General features: G+C 64.4%; 16 protein-coding genes. 6 read left to right on the top strand and 10 right to left on the bottom strand.

Features of this window, described 5'->3' with window-relative positions; genetic code table 11:
* Window positions 1-123: 123 nt before the first annotated feature.
* The 5 genes from dxs to C0V82_RS15840 all read right to left on the bottom strand — a co-directional run bounded on the left by dxs (window position 124) and on the right by C0V82_RS15840 (window position 4,601).
* The gene (gene dxs, locus C0V82_RS15860) at window positions 124-2,040 is read right to left on the bottom strand and encodes a 1-deoxy-D-xylulose-5-phosphate synthase (protein ID WP_102113124.1); all 1,917 of its coding nucleotides are present in this window, start codon (window positions 2,038-2,040) and stop codon (window positions 124-126) included.
* Between the two features lie 23 nt (window positions 2,041-2,063).
* Window positions 2,064-2,963, bottom strand: coding sequence for a polyprenyl synthetase family protein (locus tag C0V82_RS15855; RefSeq protein ID WP_102113123.1), 900 nt, complete (start codon window positions 2,961-2,963; stop codon window positions 2,064-2,066).
* A 12-nt stretch (window positions 2,964-2,975) separates the two neighbouring features.
* Entirely contained in the window at window positions 2,976-3,227 is a 252-nt protein-coding gene (locus C0V82_RS15850; RefSeq protein WP_094457321.1) for an exodeoxyribonuclease VII small subunit, read from the bottom strand.
* Between the two features lie 77 nt (window positions 3,228-3,304).
* Window positions 3,305-4,234 (bottom strand): histone deacetylase family protein, encoded by a 930-nt coding sequence (locus C0V82_RS15845; protein ID WP_102113122.1) that lies wholly within the window; start codon window positions 4,232-4,234, stop codon window positions 3,305-3,307.
* A gap of 109 nt (window positions 4,235-4,343) precedes the next feature.
* The gene (locus C0V82_RS15840) at window positions 4,344-4,601 is read right to left on the bottom strand and encodes a sulfurtransferase TusA family protein (RefSeq protein ID WP_245924107.1); all 258 of its coding nucleotides are present in this window, start codon (window positions 4,599-4,601) and stop codon (window positions 4,344-4,346) included.
* Between the two features lie 86 nt (window positions 4,602-4,687).
* Between C0V82_RS15840 and C0V82_RS15835 the strand changes: the two genes are divergently transcribed.
* Window positions 4,688-4,978, top strand: a complete 291-nt coding sequence (locus C0V82_RS15835; protein WP_370466030.1) for an ArsR/SmtB family transcription factor — start codon at window positions 4,688-4,690, stop codon at window positions 4,976-4,978.
* Here C0V82_RS15835 and C0V82_RS15830 read toward each other — a convergent pair.
* From C0V82_RS15830 to wrbA, 3 genes are all read right to left on the bottom strand, one after another.
* Window positions 4,975-5,397 (bottom strand): DUF423 domain-containing protein, encoded by a 423-nt coding sequence (locus C0V82_RS15830; RefSeq protein WP_102113121.1) that lies wholly within the window; start codon window positions 5,395-5,397, stop codon window positions 4,975-4,977. The genes C0V82_RS15835 and C0V82_RS15830 overlap by 4 nt on opposite strands.
* A 192-nt stretch (window positions 5,398-5,589) precedes the next feature.
* Entirely contained in the window at window positions 5,590-6,303 is a 714-nt protein-coding gene (locus tag C0V82_RS15825) for a pirin family protein (RefSeq protein ID WP_102113120.1), read from the bottom strand.
* Window positions 6,304-6,491: 188 nt separating this feature from the next.
* Entirely contained in the window at window positions 6,492-7,094 is a 603-nt protein-coding gene (gene wrbA / locus C0V82_RS15820) for an NAD(P)H:quinone oxidoreductase (protein WP_054168855.1), read from the bottom strand.
* 126 nt (window positions 7,095-7,220) lie between these two features.
* On the opposite strand from wrbA, the gene C0V82_RS15815 reads away from it, so the two are divergent.
* From C0V82_RS15815 to C0V82_RS15800, 4 genes are all read left to right on the top strand, one after another.
* Window positions 7,221-8,156, top strand: coding sequence for a LysR family transcriptional regulator (locus tag C0V82_RS15815; protein ID WP_102113119.1), 936 nt, complete (start codon window positions 7,221-7,223; stop codon window positions 8,154-8,156).
* Between the two features lie 77 nt (window positions 8,157-8,233).
* Complete coding sequence (locus tag C0V82_RS15810; protein WP_102113118.1) at window positions 8,234-9,478, top strand: sensor histidine kinase; 1,245 nt, start codon at window positions 8,234-8,236, stop codon at window positions 9,476-9,478.
* Window positions 9,479-9,580: 102 nt separating this feature from the next.
* Window positions 9,581-10,816, top strand: a complete 1,236-nt coding sequence (locus C0V82_RS15805) for a putative DNA modification/repair radical SAM protein (RefSeq protein WP_102113117.1) — start codon at window positions 9,581-9,583, stop codon at window positions 10,814-10,816.
* Window positions 10,813-11,646 carry a TIGR03915 family putative DNA repair protein gene (locus C0V82_RS15800; RefSeq protein ID WP_199772432.1) on the top strand — a complete coding sequence of 278 codons (834 nt, stop codon included), beginning with the start codon at window positions 10,813-10,815 and terminating at the stop codon, window positions 11,644-11,646. The genes C0V82_RS15805 and C0V82_RS15800 overlap by 4 nt, the downstream gene beginning before the upstream one ends.
* Here C0V82_RS15800 and C0V82_RS15795 read toward each other — a convergent pair.
* Window positions 11,622-12,452 (bottom strand): AraC family transcriptional regulator, encoded by an 831-nt coding sequence (locus C0V82_RS15795; RefSeq protein WP_102113116.1) that lies wholly within the window; start codon window positions 12,450-12,452, stop codon window positions 11,622-11,624. The genes C0V82_RS15800 and C0V82_RS15795 overlap by 25 nt on opposite strands.
* Window positions 12,453-12,600: 148 nt before the next feature.
* Window positions 12,601-12,804, bottom strand: coding sequence for a 30S ribosomal protein S21 (gene rpsU, locus C0V82_RS15790; protein ID WP_054168849.1), 204 nt, complete (start codon window positions 12,802-12,804; stop codon window positions 12,601-12,603).
* 299 nt (window positions 12,805-13,103) lie between these two features.
* Between rpsU and def the strand changes: the two genes are divergently transcribed.
* Complete coding sequence (gene def, locus C0V82_RS15785; RefSeq protein WP_102113115.1) at window positions 13,104-13,661, top strand: peptide deformylase; 558 nt, start codon at window positions 13,104-13,106, stop codon at window positions 13,659-13,661.
* The last annotated feature ends 12 nt before the right edge of the window (window positions 13,662-13,673 follow it).

The raw sequence follows: 13,673 nt of genomic DNA, 5'->3' as shown, positions 1-13,673 counted from the left end.
GCCCGTTACGGTACGCCGTGACCGCTTGGGTCAAGTCATCGGTCGACTGACGCCGCCCAGATGGCGCAGGTGAATGCGGCTGTCGCCCTTGTGATGGGGTTGACGGATCAGTAAACGAGGCTGTTACGCCCCCACCGCCGCCTTCCCCTCCACGCCTAGCGCCTTCAGGGCTGTATCCACGATATTGCGGGCCTGAAGGCCGGCTTCTTCGTACTGCTTCACCGGGTTGTCATGGTCCTGATACACATCCGGCAACACCATCGGCCGGACCTTGCAGCCCAGTTCCAGTAGGCCTTCCACTGCCAGATGGTGCAGGACATGGCTGCCGAAGCCGCCGATGCTGCCTTCCTCAATGGTGATCAGCACCTCGTGGCTGCGCACCAGCCGTTCGACCAGTTCCATGTCGACGGGCTTGGCAAAGCGGGCGTCGGCGACGGTGGTGGACAGGCCCAGGGCTGCCAGATCCTCTGCCGCCTTTGATGCCTCGGCCAGGCGGGTGCCCAGCGACAGGATGGCAACCTTGGACCCTTCGCGGATGATGCGGCCCTTGCCGATGGGCAGGGGCACACCCTGTTCCGGCATGTCCACGCCCACGCCCTCGCCACGCGGATAGCGCACGGCGATGGGGCCGGCATCATAGGCGGCGCAGGTGGCCACCATATGCACCAGCTCCCCCTCATCTGCCGCCGCCATCACCACCATGTTGGGCAGGCAGGCGAGGTAGGCGACGTCGAAGGCGCCGGCGTGGGTCGCCCCGTCGGCCCCAACCAGCCCGGCGCGGTCGATGGCGAAACGCACGGGCAGGTTCTGCAAGGCCACGTCATGGACCAGCTGGTCATAACCGCGCTGCAGGAAGGTGGAATAGATGGCGCAGAACGGCTTGTACCCTTCGGTCGCCATGCCGGCGGCGAAGGTCACGGCATGCTGTTCGGCGATGGCCACGTCAAAGCTGCGCTTGGGGAATTTCTGCTGGAACAGGTCGAGGCCCGTGCCCGACGGCATGGCCGCCGTGATGGCGACGATTTTCTCGTCCTTCTCGGCTTCCTTGATCAGGCTGTCGGCGAAGACGCGGGTATAGCTGGGGGCATTGGCCTTGGGCTTGGCCTGGGTGCCGGTGATGACGTCGAACTTGCCGACCGCATGCAGCTTGTCCGCCGATGCCTCTGCCGGGGCATAGCCCTTGCCCTTCTGCGTGACGACATGGACCAGCACGGGACCGCCGCGCGGATCATCGCGCACATTCTCCAGAATGGGCAGCAGATGGTCCAGGTTGTGGCCGTCGATGGGGCCGACATAGTAAAAGCCCAGTTCCTCAAACAGGGTGCCGCCTGTGACCATGCCTCTTGCATATTCCTCTGCCCGGCGTGCGGCGTTCAGCAGCGGGCGCGGCAGATGTTCGGCCACCTGTTTGGAGAAATCGCGGAAACCGCGATAGGATTTGGACGAGATCAGCCGCGACAGATAGGCTGACAGCGCCCCCACCGGCGGGGCGATGGACATGTCATTGTCGTTCAGGATGACGACAAGACGCGACTGCAACGCGCCGGCATTGTTCATCGCCTCATAGGCCATGCCGGCCGACAGGGCACCATCGCCAATGATGGCCACAACATTGTTGGTCCGCCCCGCCAGATCGCGCGCCGCCGCCATGCCCAGACCGGCGGAGATGGAGGTGGAGCTGTGGGCCGTACCAAACGGATCGTACTCGCTCTCTGACCGTTTGGTGAAGCCCGACAGGCCGCCGCCCATGCGCAGGGTGCGGATACGGTCGCGCCGACCGGTCAGGATCTTGTGCGGATAGGCCTGATGCCCCACGTCCCAGATCAGGCGGTCGGCGGGCGTGTCGAAGCAGTAATGCAGGGCCACGGTCAGCTCGACCACGCCCAGACCAGCCCCCAGATGCCCACCCGTGACCGAGACAGCATCAATGGTCTCGCTGCGCAGCTCATCGGCCAACTGGCGGAGCTGCGCGGGCTGGAGCCGCCGCAGATCGGCGGGAACCTTCACCTGGTCAAGCAACGGCGTCTTCGACTGGGACATCGTCCCCACCTCTTACTTTGTTTTTATGTGCGCCGCTCAACGACATAATGCGCCACCTGACGCAGCATATCAGCCCGGTCCCCGAAAATCTCAAGGTGCTGGGCCGCCTGACCGGCGAGCCGGCGTGCCTGATCGCGCGCCCGCTCGGTGCCCAGGATGGACACGAATGTGGCTTTTCCTGCGACGTCGTCACGGCCCACAGGCTTGCCCACCTCGTCCTGGCTGCCCTCCACATCCAGAAGATCATCGGCAATCTGGAAGGCCAGACCCAGATCATGGGCATAGGCCTGCAGCGCGTGATGCTGCGGCGCGCCCGCGCGGCCCAGGATGGCGCCGGCAACTGCGGAAAAGGCGATCATCTCACCAGTCTTCAGACGCTGAAGCCGGGTGATGGCACCGATATCCAGCGGCGTCGTCTCCGCAATCAGGTCGAGCATCTGCCCACCCACCATACCGCGCGGGCCGGCGGCCTTGGCCAGCGCCGCCACCAGCTTGCAGCGGACCTGCGGGTCCTCATGCGTCTCATGGTCGGCCAAAATTTCGAACGCTTGGGTCAATAGCCCGTCACCGGCCAGGATGGCAGTGGCCTCGTCAAATTCCAGATGCACCGTTTTGCGCCCCCGGCGCAGTTCGCTGTCATCCATGGCGGGCAGATCGTCATGGACAAGGCTGTAGCAGTGGATGAACTCCACCGCCGCCGCCGTGCGCAGGGCGCAGGCCGGGTTCACGCCGAACATGCGCGCACTTTCCATGACCAGGAAGGGACGCAGACGCTTGCCCCCGCCCAGGCAGCCATAGCGCATGGCATCGAACAGGCGCGCCTCCATCAGGTTGCTGCGCGGCAGCAGCACCTCGATGGCGGCTTCGACCTGTTCAACAGTATCCGCCATGGCGGCGGTCAGGGTCTTGGGCAGGGAGGGCATGGGTGGAGGCTTTCAATCCAGACGGGCGGGCTCGGCACCGATGGTGCCGTCGGCAGCGATGGTGATGCGGTCCACCTTGGCCTGCGCTTCGCGCAGTTTGGCCTCGCAGTGACGCTTCAGCCAGGTGCCACGCTCATAGGACTGGATGGCATCGTCCAGCTTGGCCTTGCCTTCCTCCAGCTGGCGGACAATCCGTTCCAGCTCGGCGAGCGCATCCTCAAAGCTGAGGGCGGCGATGTCGGGGGGCAAGGTCTGGTCGGTCATGGCTTCGGCACTGTCATTCGGAAGGCCGGACTGTATGTCCCCCGGCCCGGCGGTTCAAGTGCCAGTCACACGAAGTCTCAGGCGACCATCAATGTCTTCACATGCGCTGCGGTGCTGTTGGCAAGCGCGCGCAGGTCGTAACCGCCTTCCAGAACGGAGACGATCCGGCCCTTGGCGTGACGATCCGCCACTTCGATCAGCTTTTGCGTGACCCAGACGAAGTCATCCTCCGTCAGGTCCAGCCCGCCCACGGGATCGCGCATATGCGCATCGAACCCAGCGGAGATCATCACCAGATCGGGTTTGAACGCATCCAGGGCCGGGATCAGTGTGGATTGGATGGCGTGGCGGAATTCCGGGCTGCCGGCCATGGGCGGCAGGCAGGCATTGACGATATTGCCGAATGCCCCCCTCTCCTTCACCGATCCGGTGCCGGGATAAAGCGGCCATTGGTGGGTGGAGCCATAGAAAAGGTCGGCATCCTGTTCACAGAAGGTCTGGGTTCCATTGCCATGATGCACATCGAAATCGATGATGGCGACGCGGCGAACGCGGTGATGGGCGCGGGCATGGGCCGCCCCAACCGCAACATTATTGAACAGGCAGAAACCCATGGCTTGATCGGGTTCGGCATGGTGCCCGGGCGGACGCACCGCACAGAAGGCATTGCGCGCCTCCCCGCCGCATACGGCATCCACGGCGGCGACCACGGCCCCGGCGGCGCGCAGGGCGGCCTTGCCAGTGCCCGGTGACAGGACCGTATCGGCATCGATGCTGCCATGACCATCGGCCGGAATGGCGTCCAGAAGGGCCGTGACATGACCGGGCGGATGCACCCGCTCCAGTTGGTCCCGCGTGGCCAGCGGGGCGTCGCGCCGGTCCAGGAACATGAAGGCCTCATCCTCCAGCGCCGACAGCACGACACGCAGCCGATCGGCGCATTCGGGATGGCCATAGCCCGTATCATGGTCCAGGCAATCAGGATGGGAGAAAAGCAACGTGTTCATGCGATGCGGCGTCCCCGGTCATTTCCTCAAACATGGCCTGCCGGTCTTTTGCGCCGGTTGTCGCCAACTCCATCATGGGCGGTTGGCTCTTGACTGTCTTTGCGACAGATCATCCGCCCCGCCTGATAATAAAGCGTACCAACTGCCCCTGGGGCGTGTCACCCAGGACATCGGTCGAAAGCAGCGCATGGCCGCCTTCGGCACAGAAGGTCTGAAAATCCTTGGGCGCTGCCTTGTCGGTTGCCGTCACGGACAGGACCTGACCGGCAATCATGCCCCGCAGCGCCTTGGCCGCGCGCAGCACCGGCATCGGGCATTTCAGGCCCGAACAATCCAGCGTGACATCGGCCTGGATGGCGGCATCCATGGGCTTTTCCTTTCTTGGAAAATCTTCTGGGTCCGGGGCTTGACGGGGGCGTGGGACGGTCCAGTTTCCCCCTGGCTATGGATGCCATGACACTGCCTGTCAAGACCGACGCCGCTGCTGCCCTGCTGAAGGCTATGGGCAATGAACGACGTTTGTGCATCCTTCTTCATTTGGCCCATGGCGAGAAATCGGTGGGCGAGATGGAGGCACTTGTCGGCCTCTCGCAGTCCGCCCTATCCCAGCATTTGGCCATCCTGCGTCAGGAAGGGTTGGTCCGCACCCGTCGGCAGGCACAGACCATTTTCTATACCCTGAAAGGCGACGCCCCGATGGAGGTTCTGTCGCTGATGCGCCGCCTTTTTCCGTCGCGCCCTTAACCCGCGCTGCGCAGACCGGCAACGCCGGTCAGCAGCCAGCCCAGGATAAAACAAAACCCGCCGATGGGCGCCACGGCCCCCATGGCCGATGGCCCGTACCAGCCCAGCGCGTAGAGCGCGCCCGGAAACAGCACGCAGCCAATGGCAAAGCACAGACCCGCCGCCGCCAGCCACCGCGCCTGCCCTGGCAAGGCCCGGCGCAGCGGGGCCAGAACCAGGATGGCCAGGGCATGGACCATCTGATACTGACTGGCCGTTTTCCACAGGTCAGCGGCATGGGCATCGCGCACCGCCGACAGCCCATGACTGGCAAAGGCCCCCGCCGCCACGGCGACCGCCCCGAACAGACCGGCCAGCAGCATCAGGCGCGCGGCAATGGGGTCACCGGCGGGCGGAGCGGGGCTGTCGGGATGGGTCACGGGGATTGGTCCTTGGCGTTATCCTGCACCGATAACTGGCATCAACAGTGCCCGCCGCCAAGGGGACGGATGCGCGCAGCACAGCGGCCAAAATAAATGGGCGGCGTCCGGGGGGAGGACGCCGCCCTTTGAAACCGGGACCGGCCTTCAGGGGGATGGGGGAGCCGGCCCCGGTATGGTGGGCCTGGCCGATCAGGCCGCACGCGGCAGATCAGCCAGGATCAGTTCGGCCTCTTCCAGCACCTCGATGGTCAGGACATCCTCGTCCTTCACCGCAGCGCCGTCACGGGCATCAAGGGTCAGGCCATTGACCTTCACCTTGCCCCGGGCAGGGACCAAGTAGGCCAACCGATCACCCAACCGATGGGTCAACACCGTACCCGCCGGTAAGGTTCCACCCAAAAGTGCAGCATCCTGGTGAATATAAAGCGCACCGCTGTCCTTATCCTGATCCCGGCCCGACGCCAGGACGCGCAGTTGACCCTGGGCATCGGTGCCCTTGGGGAACTTCGCGGCCTCCCAACGCGGCTTCACGCCACGCTTGTTGGGGATGATCCAGATCTGGAACAGAGTGGTTTCACCCGGTTCGCGGTTATATTCTGCATGCACGATGCCGGTACCGGCGGACATTACCTGCACATCGCCCGCTTCCGTGCGGCCCTCATTGCCCAGGAAATCCTGGTGCGTGATGGCGCCCTTGCGGACATAGGTGATGATTTCCATGTCCTGATGGGGATGCGGGTCAAAGCCGGTATTGCTGTCGATCGTGTCATCGTTCCACACCCGTAACGGTCCCCAATGGACCCGCGACGGATTGTGGTAGCCGGCGAAGCTGAAGTGGAAATTGGCGCGCAGCCAGCCATGGTTGGCCTTACCCAGGCCGGCGAAGGGGCGATGTTCGATCATGACACTTCTCCTTGGTGGCTCCCGGCAGCGCCCCGGACTGGCGACGCTGCGAGGACCGTGGGTCATGGGATAGGGGGCCGAAGGTCATCCTGTGATGACCTTCGGAGGCCGGCGACCGCCGGCCCGGCGCCCATGCGCCGTAAGCCAAGCCGCCGGACGGCGGCGCCCGGCGCTTGAGGGAACAGGCGTTAAGCCGACAGCTTGGCCGCCAGACGGGCCACATGGGCGCCCTGGAAGCGCGCGCCTTCCAGCTCGTTCTCCGACGGCTGACGCGAACCGTCGCCGCCAGCGATGGTGGTGGCGCCATAGGGGCTGCCGCCCGTCACCTCGTCCAGGCGGGTCTGACCGCCGAAGCTATAGGGCAGGCCAGCGATGACCATGCCATGGTGCAGCAGGCTGGTATGGAAGGACAGCAGGGTCGCTTCCTGGCCGCCATGCTGGGTGGCCGTGGACACGAAGACCGAGCCGACCTTGCCGATCAACGCACCCTTCGCCCACAGACCGCCGGTCTGGTCCAGGAAGTTGCGCATCTGGCTGGCCATCATGCCAAAGCGGGTGGGCGTACCGAAGATGATGGCATCATAATTCGGCAGCTCGTCCACGGTGGCGACGGCAGCATCCTGCTCCAGCTTGATACCGGAACGCTTGGCAACCTCTTCCGGGATCAGCTCGGGCACGCGCTTGACCACCACTTCGGTGCCGGCGACCGACGCCGCACCCTCGGCAACGGCCTTGGCCATCGTCTCGATATGGCCGTAGGAGGAATAATAGAGGACCAGAACCTTGCTCATTTCGCTCTCCATAAGGTGCGGTGTGTTGCGCTGTTGAGAGGAAGATAGGCCGTTGCGTCGTTCCCGATAATGATCCAATTTCGAACAGCTTTGTCCCGCCGAGCGGGACAATCGAGAGGGAACAAAATGGACCGGCTTGAGGATCTACGGCTGTTCACGCTGGTGGCAGAGGGGCGCAGCTTCACCAAAGCCGCCGATAAGCTGGGCCTGTCGAAATCCGCCGCCAGCCGCCGCATTGGGGAGCTGGAGGCACGCTTAGGCGCCCGCCTGTTCAACCGCACCACCCGCCATATCAGCCTGACCCAGGTGGGCGAGGGTTTCTATGCCCGCGTCACCCAGGCGCTGGACGCGCTGGAAGAGGCGGAGCGGTCGGTGGCCAGCCAGCATGCGGCCCCGCGTGGCGTTCTGAAACTGGCCGCCCCCATGTCTTTCGGCTTTGTCCACCTGTCCGGCGCCATCGCGGATTTCATGGGCCTGTACCCGGAAGTGATCGTGGATATGGACCTGTCCGACCGGTTCGTCGATCTGGTGGAGGAGGGCTATGATCTGGCCGTGCGCATCGGGCGGCTGAAGGATAGTTCGCTGGTGGCCCGTCGCCTGTGTCCCGTGCGCGCTGTGATCTGCGCCAGCCCCGATTACCTGGCCCGGCGCGGCGCGCCGCAAAGCCCCGCCGACATCGCCGATCATGATTGCCTGATCTACACCAATGTCCAGAACCCGGACCAATGGACCTTCCGCACCGCGCCAGGATCGGAGGAGACGCAGAATGTGCGTCTGAAGGGACGGCTGCGTGCCAATAATGGCGACGCGCTGCGCGAGGCGGCGCTGCACGGCCAGGGGCTGGTGCTGTTACCCACCTTCATTGTCGGCGATGCGCTGGCGGCGGGGCGGCTGGTCCCCCTGCTGGACGCCTGGCTGCCCAGCCCGCTGGCCGCCCACGCCGTCTATCCCGCTAATCGCCATCTCAGCCCCAAGGTCAGGGCCTTTGTGGATTTTCTGGCGGGCCGGTTTGGGCCCGTCCCTTACTGGGATGCTGCCCTGACGGTGATGAAAGGCGGTTGAGGGTGGCGCGCCCGTCACGAATCCGTCATGGCTTTCTGGCATCACACCCGAACTCGATCCCAGCAGCGGGGGAATGGTTGGACCGGGACAGGGACCATGCCCCAGGCAAGGGGATCGCGAATACGGCCTGGACTGCCGCTCGTCTGTGCCACCCGGTACCGTCGGTGCCGGAACAGACGCGCTGCGGCAGCGTGGCGGAGCTGTTTCAGGCCGACCCCACCCTGCCCGGTGTGATCGTGGCCGATGGAAGCGGCCATCCGTTGGCGCTTGCCGACCGGGCCACCTTCCTTCTGCATTTCTCCCAACGGTATGGCCGCGACCTCTATGCCCGCCGCGCCGTTACCCATCTGGCTGACCGTCAACCGCTGCTGGTGCCGATGGAGACCGGCCTTTCGGCACTGAACGCGCTGATCGCGGAGCAGAAGCCCGACGCCCTGCACCGTGGTTTCATCCTGGTGGATGACGACGGCAGGGCGATGGGGCTGGGCCAGGGCATCGATGTCATGCGCCTGACGGCCGAGGAGATGGCTCGCACCCTCGACCGGCTACGCGCCACACAGCGCGACCTGATCCAGGCAGAGAAGATGGCGGCCCTGGGCGGGCTGGTAGCCGGCGTGGCACATGAGATCAACACGCCGTTAGGCGTTGCCGTCACTGCGGCAACAGCCTTTGCTCAGGATACTGAACGGTTTGGTGCCGCCTATCGCGACGGGTCTCTGCGCCGCAGCCTGCTGGAGGATTACGTCGCCTCCGCGACGGAGGCGATGGGCTTTGTCCTGGGCAACATCACCCGCGCTGCCGACCTGGTGCAAAGCTTCAAGCAGGTGGCCGTCGATCAGACAACCGATCAGGTCCGCCGCTTTGACCTCGGTGATTATCTGGGGGAGGTGCTGCGCAGTCTGCAGCCGCAGCTCCGCCGCGTTCCGCATCGGCTGGAAACCGATCTGGTCGAAGGGCTGGAGGTCGACAGTACGCCCGGCGCCATCGCGCAAATCGTCACCAATCTGGTGATGAACGCCCTGACCCATGCCTTCACAGGGCGGGAGGGGGGCGGGACCATCCGCGTTCGTCTGCGTGCCGCCGAAACACAGGCGGGATGGGCGGAGCTGTCGGTGGCCGATGATGGCAACGGCATCGACGCCGCCACCCTGCCCCGCATCTTCGACCCGTTCTTCACGACAAGGCGCGATGCGGGCGGCACCGGGCTGGGCCTGCATCTGGTCTTCAATCTGGTCACACAGCGCCTGGGCGGGCGCATCAATGTGGAAAGCCGGGTGGGCGACGGCACCTGCTTCACGGTCCTGTTCCCCCGGCACGGATAGGGGCGCCTTGCCGTTCAGGACGGGGAGCATAACTCATGACTGTTGACGTGGGCCACCACGAACATATCATGAACAAAACTTCCTCCCCTGCCCGTCCGGATCATGGCCAAATCCCTGAAACAACGTCTCGCCGTCTTGTCCGATGCCGCGAAGTACGACGCGTCCTGTGCGTCCAGCGGCACCCAGCGGCGCGATTCGTCGGCCAGCGGCGGGCTGGGATCGACGGAGGGGATGGGCATCTGTCACGCCTATGCGCCGGACGGGCGCTGCATCTCGCTGTTGAAAATCCTGCTGACCAATTTCTGCATCTATGACTGCGTCTATTGCGTCAACCGGTCGTCCAGCAATGTGGAACGGGCGCGTTTCACGGCAGAGGAAGTGGTCTGGCTGACCCTGGAATTCTATCGTCGCAACTATATCGAGGGTCTGTTCCTGTCATCGGGCATCATCCGGTCGTCCGATTACACGATGGAACAATTGGTCCGCGTGGCGAGGGACCTGCGCACGATCCATAATTTCCGCGGCTACATCCACCTGAAGACCATCCCGGAGGCATCGCCGCAACTGATTGAGGAGGCGGGGCTTTACGCCGACCGCCTGTCGATCAATATCGAGCTGCCGACCGACCAGGGTATCGAACAGTTTGCACCGCAGAAACATCCGGCCCGCATCCGCCGCTCCATGTCGGACCTGTCAGCCAGGATCGAGGCGGCGAAGGAACCGACGCTGAAAACGCGACGGCGCATCCGCTTTGCGCCGGGCGGGCAAAGCACGCAGATGATCGTGGGGGTCGATAACACGACCGACGCCACCATCCTGGGCTCGTCCGCCAATCTCTACAGCCGCTTTCGCCTGCGCCGTGTCTATTACTCGGCTTTCAGCCCTATTCCCGATGCTTCCAGCGTCCTGCCCCTGTCGCGCCCGCCCCTGATGCGCGAGCACCGGCTGTATCAAGCCGACTGGCTCTACCGATTCTATGGGTTCGAGGTGGCGGAGATCACGTCGGTCAGGGAAGATGGCAATCTGGAGCTGGATATCGATCCGAAACTGGCCTGGGCGCTCGCCAACCGCGACCGGTTCCCCGTGGATGTGAACCGGGCAGAGAAGGAGATGCTACTGCGCGTGCCGGGGCTGGGTACGACATCGGTGCCAGCCATCCTGTCGGCCCGGCGGCACAAGAACCTGCGGCTGGATGATCTGGAACGGCTGGGCGTGGGGGTGCGCAAGGTTCGGCCCTTCATCATGGCCGAAGGCTGGTCGCCCCTGCGCCTGACCGACCGCACCGACCTGCGCGACCTGTTTGCACCAAAGCCCAAGCAGTTGAGCCTGTTCGGATGATGATCCGCCTGGGTCTGCGCGGGCGTGGAGATCTGGCGGAATGGCGGGATGCGGCGCGCGCCCTTTTGCGGGCCAGGGTGGGGCCGGGCGATGTGGAATGGCGGGTGCGGGAGGCGGCGGCCGATCTGTTCGGTATGGCCGACGATCCCCTGCCCCCGCCCGACCCGTCACTGCCCGCCCCGACAGTCCCCGCCGCGTTCCTGACCCTGGCCGATGCCGTCATCTGCCATGTCGACCCGGCGCGCTTTGCCCTGCTGTACCGCCTGCTATGGCGGGTACAGCGAGAAAAGGCGCTGCTGTCCAACCCGTCCGATGCCGACGTGGCGCGGGCGGAGACGCTGACCAAGGCCATCCGCCGCGACGCGCACAAGATGAAGGCCTTTGTTCGGTTCAAGGAAATGGGACCGCCGCAGGATGGCCGCCGCCGCTTTGCCGCCTGGTTTGAACCGGACAATTACATCGTGGGGCGCACCGCCGGCTTTTTCCAACGCCGCTTCACTGACATGGACTGGATCATCGCCACACCCAAGGGATCGGCTGCCTGGGACGGGCAACATCTGACCTTATCCGACGAACCTTCGGAAAAGCCCGACCTGATCGACGATACGGACGATCTCTGGCGAACCTATTTCGCCCATATCTTCAACCCGGCCCGGTTGAAGGTACGGGCTATGCAATCGGAGATGCCCAAGAAATACTGGAAGAACCTGCCGGAGGCGGACCTGATCCCCGACCTGATCGCGGGGGCTGAAGACCGGATGCGGGAGATGATCGAGCGCGAGGCGACGCAGCCCAAGCCGTTCCATTACCGTCTGCGGGAACGGGATTGACCCTGCTGCCCATACTGGCCCGGCGTGGCCGCGACATGCGCCTTGAACACCCGCTGGAAATGGGCCTGATCGGCAAATCCGGCGTCCAGCGCCACATCGACAATGGCCTCTCCCCGCCGCAATCCCGCCTGTCCCACCCGGACCCGCTGGTTGGTTTGATAGGCGTGCGGGGTCAGGCCGTAACGCGACTTGAACGCCCGAATCAGATAGGAGGGGGACAGGCCCGACGCCGCCGCCACCTCCTCCACCCGTAAATCGCGGGTGCAGTGGCGGGTGATATATGCGGCGGCCCGCGTCAGGGCGTCATGGCTTTCCGCCAGGGGCAGTCCGGCCCCATCCACACGTTCCGCCAGGCGTGAGAAGAAGCGGCAGGCCCCGGCTTCCTTGTCCGCGATCTCAACCCGTTCGTCGAACAGCAGGTCGAACAGGGCCATCAGGTCGGCATAAAGATCGCGATCGCGGCTGATCACGGTACCAAAGGGCCGGAACGCCGGCAGACCCTGCACATCCGCCAGCCAGCCGGTATCGGCATACAGCATGCGATAGGACCAGGGCTGGTCATTGACCGGGTTGCAGGCGTGGACGATTTCCGGGTTCATCAGCACGACGGTGCCTTCGACCGCCTCAAACCGGTCGGTACCGGTCAAATATTCGCTGTGCCCGCCCGTGATGGCACCGATGGAAAAGGTCGGATGGGAATGCGGCACGTAACAGACGGTACGGCCATCCACGACCTCGCGCGCTTCCAGATGCGGAAGAGCGGGATCACGCCAGAAAATATGGGGATCGGCGGGGCGGCGCGGCATCGGGCAGGCCTTGGTGGCGGGACGGAGAGACCATCATACCGCACCCCCAGAAAGACCAAAAGCCGCCCGCGGGCTTTCCCAGGGGCGGCATTCAATCCCGTGGCCCTTAGGGCCAGCTGGCAATCTGTCTGATGGACAGGGAGGGCTATTAGTAGCCCTCACGCTCCAGACGCTTGCGCAGCAGCTTGCGAGCGCGGCGAACGGCTTCAGCCTTTTCGCGAGCGCGCTTCTCCGACGGCTTCTCATAATTGCGGCGCAGCTTCATTTCGCGGAAGATGCCCTCACGCTGCATCTTCTTCTTCAGCGCGCGCAGTGCCTGATCGACGTTGTTATCACGAACCAGAACTTGCACGGGACATCCACTCCAATCGTGCGCTCACACCAGCCTTGGCCAGCACTTGCGGGTAGGGTTAGAACAAAGACAAAGGCAACGCGAAACCATGAAGGTCGCGCCATCGCCCGATCCAGTCGGCGGGGTTATACACATGCCGGTGGGGCTTGTGAAGACCCGCAGCGCATCCTTGTGAAGATTCATGCGGAATGGCGGGCATGCGGCCACAGGGGGCACGCTTTTCCTTGCCTTGCATCGCCCCGCTGGGAGCTTCACAATGGCTATATAGCCGAATCGCCCCCTTTTTCGGAGCCTTATCCATGGCCGTGCTTCCCATCGTCCGCATGGGCAATCCCGTCCTGCGCCGTGTCGCCGACCCGATCCCGGTACCGGTGGCGGGCGGTTTCGATGATGGGTTGCGGCAATTGGCGGCCGATATGGTAGAGACCATGTTCGATGCGCCCGGAATCGGCCTTGCCGCCCCGCAGATCGACGTGTCTCGCCGCATCATCGTTTTCCGGGTGCCGCCGGAACGCGCCACCGGCGACCAGGGCGACGCGCCCATGGGGCCACAGGTCCTGATCAATCCGGAATTCGTGCCCCTGGGGGCCGAAACGGTGCTGGGCTGGGAAGGGTGCCTGTCCATCCCCGGCCTGCGCGGCGTCGTGCCACGCTACCGCCGCATCCGCTACCGTGGCTATGATCTGGATGGCAATCTGGTGGAACGAGAGGCCGCGAACACCCATGCACGCGTGATCCAGCATGAGTTGGATCATCTGGACGCCGTCCTTTATCTGGACCGCATGGAAAGCATGGCCACGCTGACCTATATGGAAGAGCAGAAGTTTTTCGGACCCGATGTTCTGGCCTCTCGCTGACACGCCGGAAGG

The organism is Niveispirillum cyanobacteriorum (assembly GCF_002868735.1).
In the GTDB taxonomy this organism is placed as follows: Bacteria; Pseudomonadota; Alphaproteobacteria; order Azospirillales; family Azospirillaceae; genus Niveispirillum; species Niveispirillum cyanobacteriorum.
Note: the sequence above shows the minus strand (reverse complement) of the source record. Positions and strands in the feature narration are given on the sequence as shown.

Bases quoted from the DNA above. Each gene is read 5' to 3' on its own strand.
- dxs (WP_102113124.1), bottom strand. From the start codon at position 2,040: ATGTCCCAGTCGAAGACGCCGTTGCTTGACCAGGTGAAGGTTCCCGCC.
- def (WP_102113115.1), top strand. From the start codon at position 13,104: ATGGCCGTGCTTCCCATCGTCCGCATGGGCAATCCCGTCCTGCGCCGT.
- C0V82_RS15845 (WP_102113122.1), bottom strand. From the start codon at position 4,234: ATGAACACGTTGCTTTTCTCCCATCCTGATTGCCTGGACCATGATACG.
- C0V82_RS15850 (WP_094457321.1), bottom strand. From the start codon at position 3,227: ATGACCGACCAGACCTTGCCCCCCGACATCGCCGCCCTCAGCTTTGAG.
- wrbA (WP_054168855.1), bottom strand. From the start codon at position 7,094: ATGAGCAAGGTTCTGGTCCTCTATTATTCCTCCTACGGCCATATCGAG.
- C0V82_RS15825 (WP_102113120.1), bottom strand. From the start codon at position 6,303: ATGATCGAACATCGCCCCTTCGCCGGCCTGGGTAAGGCCAACCATGGC.
- C0V82_RS15795 (WP_102113116.1), bottom strand. From the start codon at position 12,452: ATGCCGCGCCGCCCCGCCGATCCCCATATTTTCTGGCGTGATCCCGCT.
- C0V82_RS15800 (WP_199772432.1), top strand. From the start codon at position 10,813: ATGATGATCCGCCTGGGTCTGCGCGGGCGTGGAGATCTGGCGGAATGG.
- C0V82_RS15815 (WP_102113119.1), top strand. From the start codon at position 7,221: ATGGACCGGCTTGAGGATCTACGGCTGTTCACGCTGGTGGCAGAGGGG.
- C0V82_RS15805 (WP_102113117.1), top strand. From the start codon at position 9,581: ATGGCCAAATCCCTGAAACAACGTCTCGCCGTCTTGTCCGATGCCGCG.
- C0V82_RS15855 (WP_102113123.1), bottom strand. From the start codon at position 2,963: ATGCCCTCCCTGCCCAAGACCCTGACCGCCGCCATGGCGGATACTGTT.
- C0V82_RS15835 (WP_370466030.1), top strand. From the start codon at position 4,688: ATGACACTGCCTGTCAAGACCGACGCCGCTGCTGCCCTGCTGAAGGCT.
- C0V82_RS15840 (WP_245924107.1), bottom strand. From the start codon at position 4,601: ATGGATGCCGCCATCCAGGCCGATGTCACGCTGGATTGTTCGGGCCTG.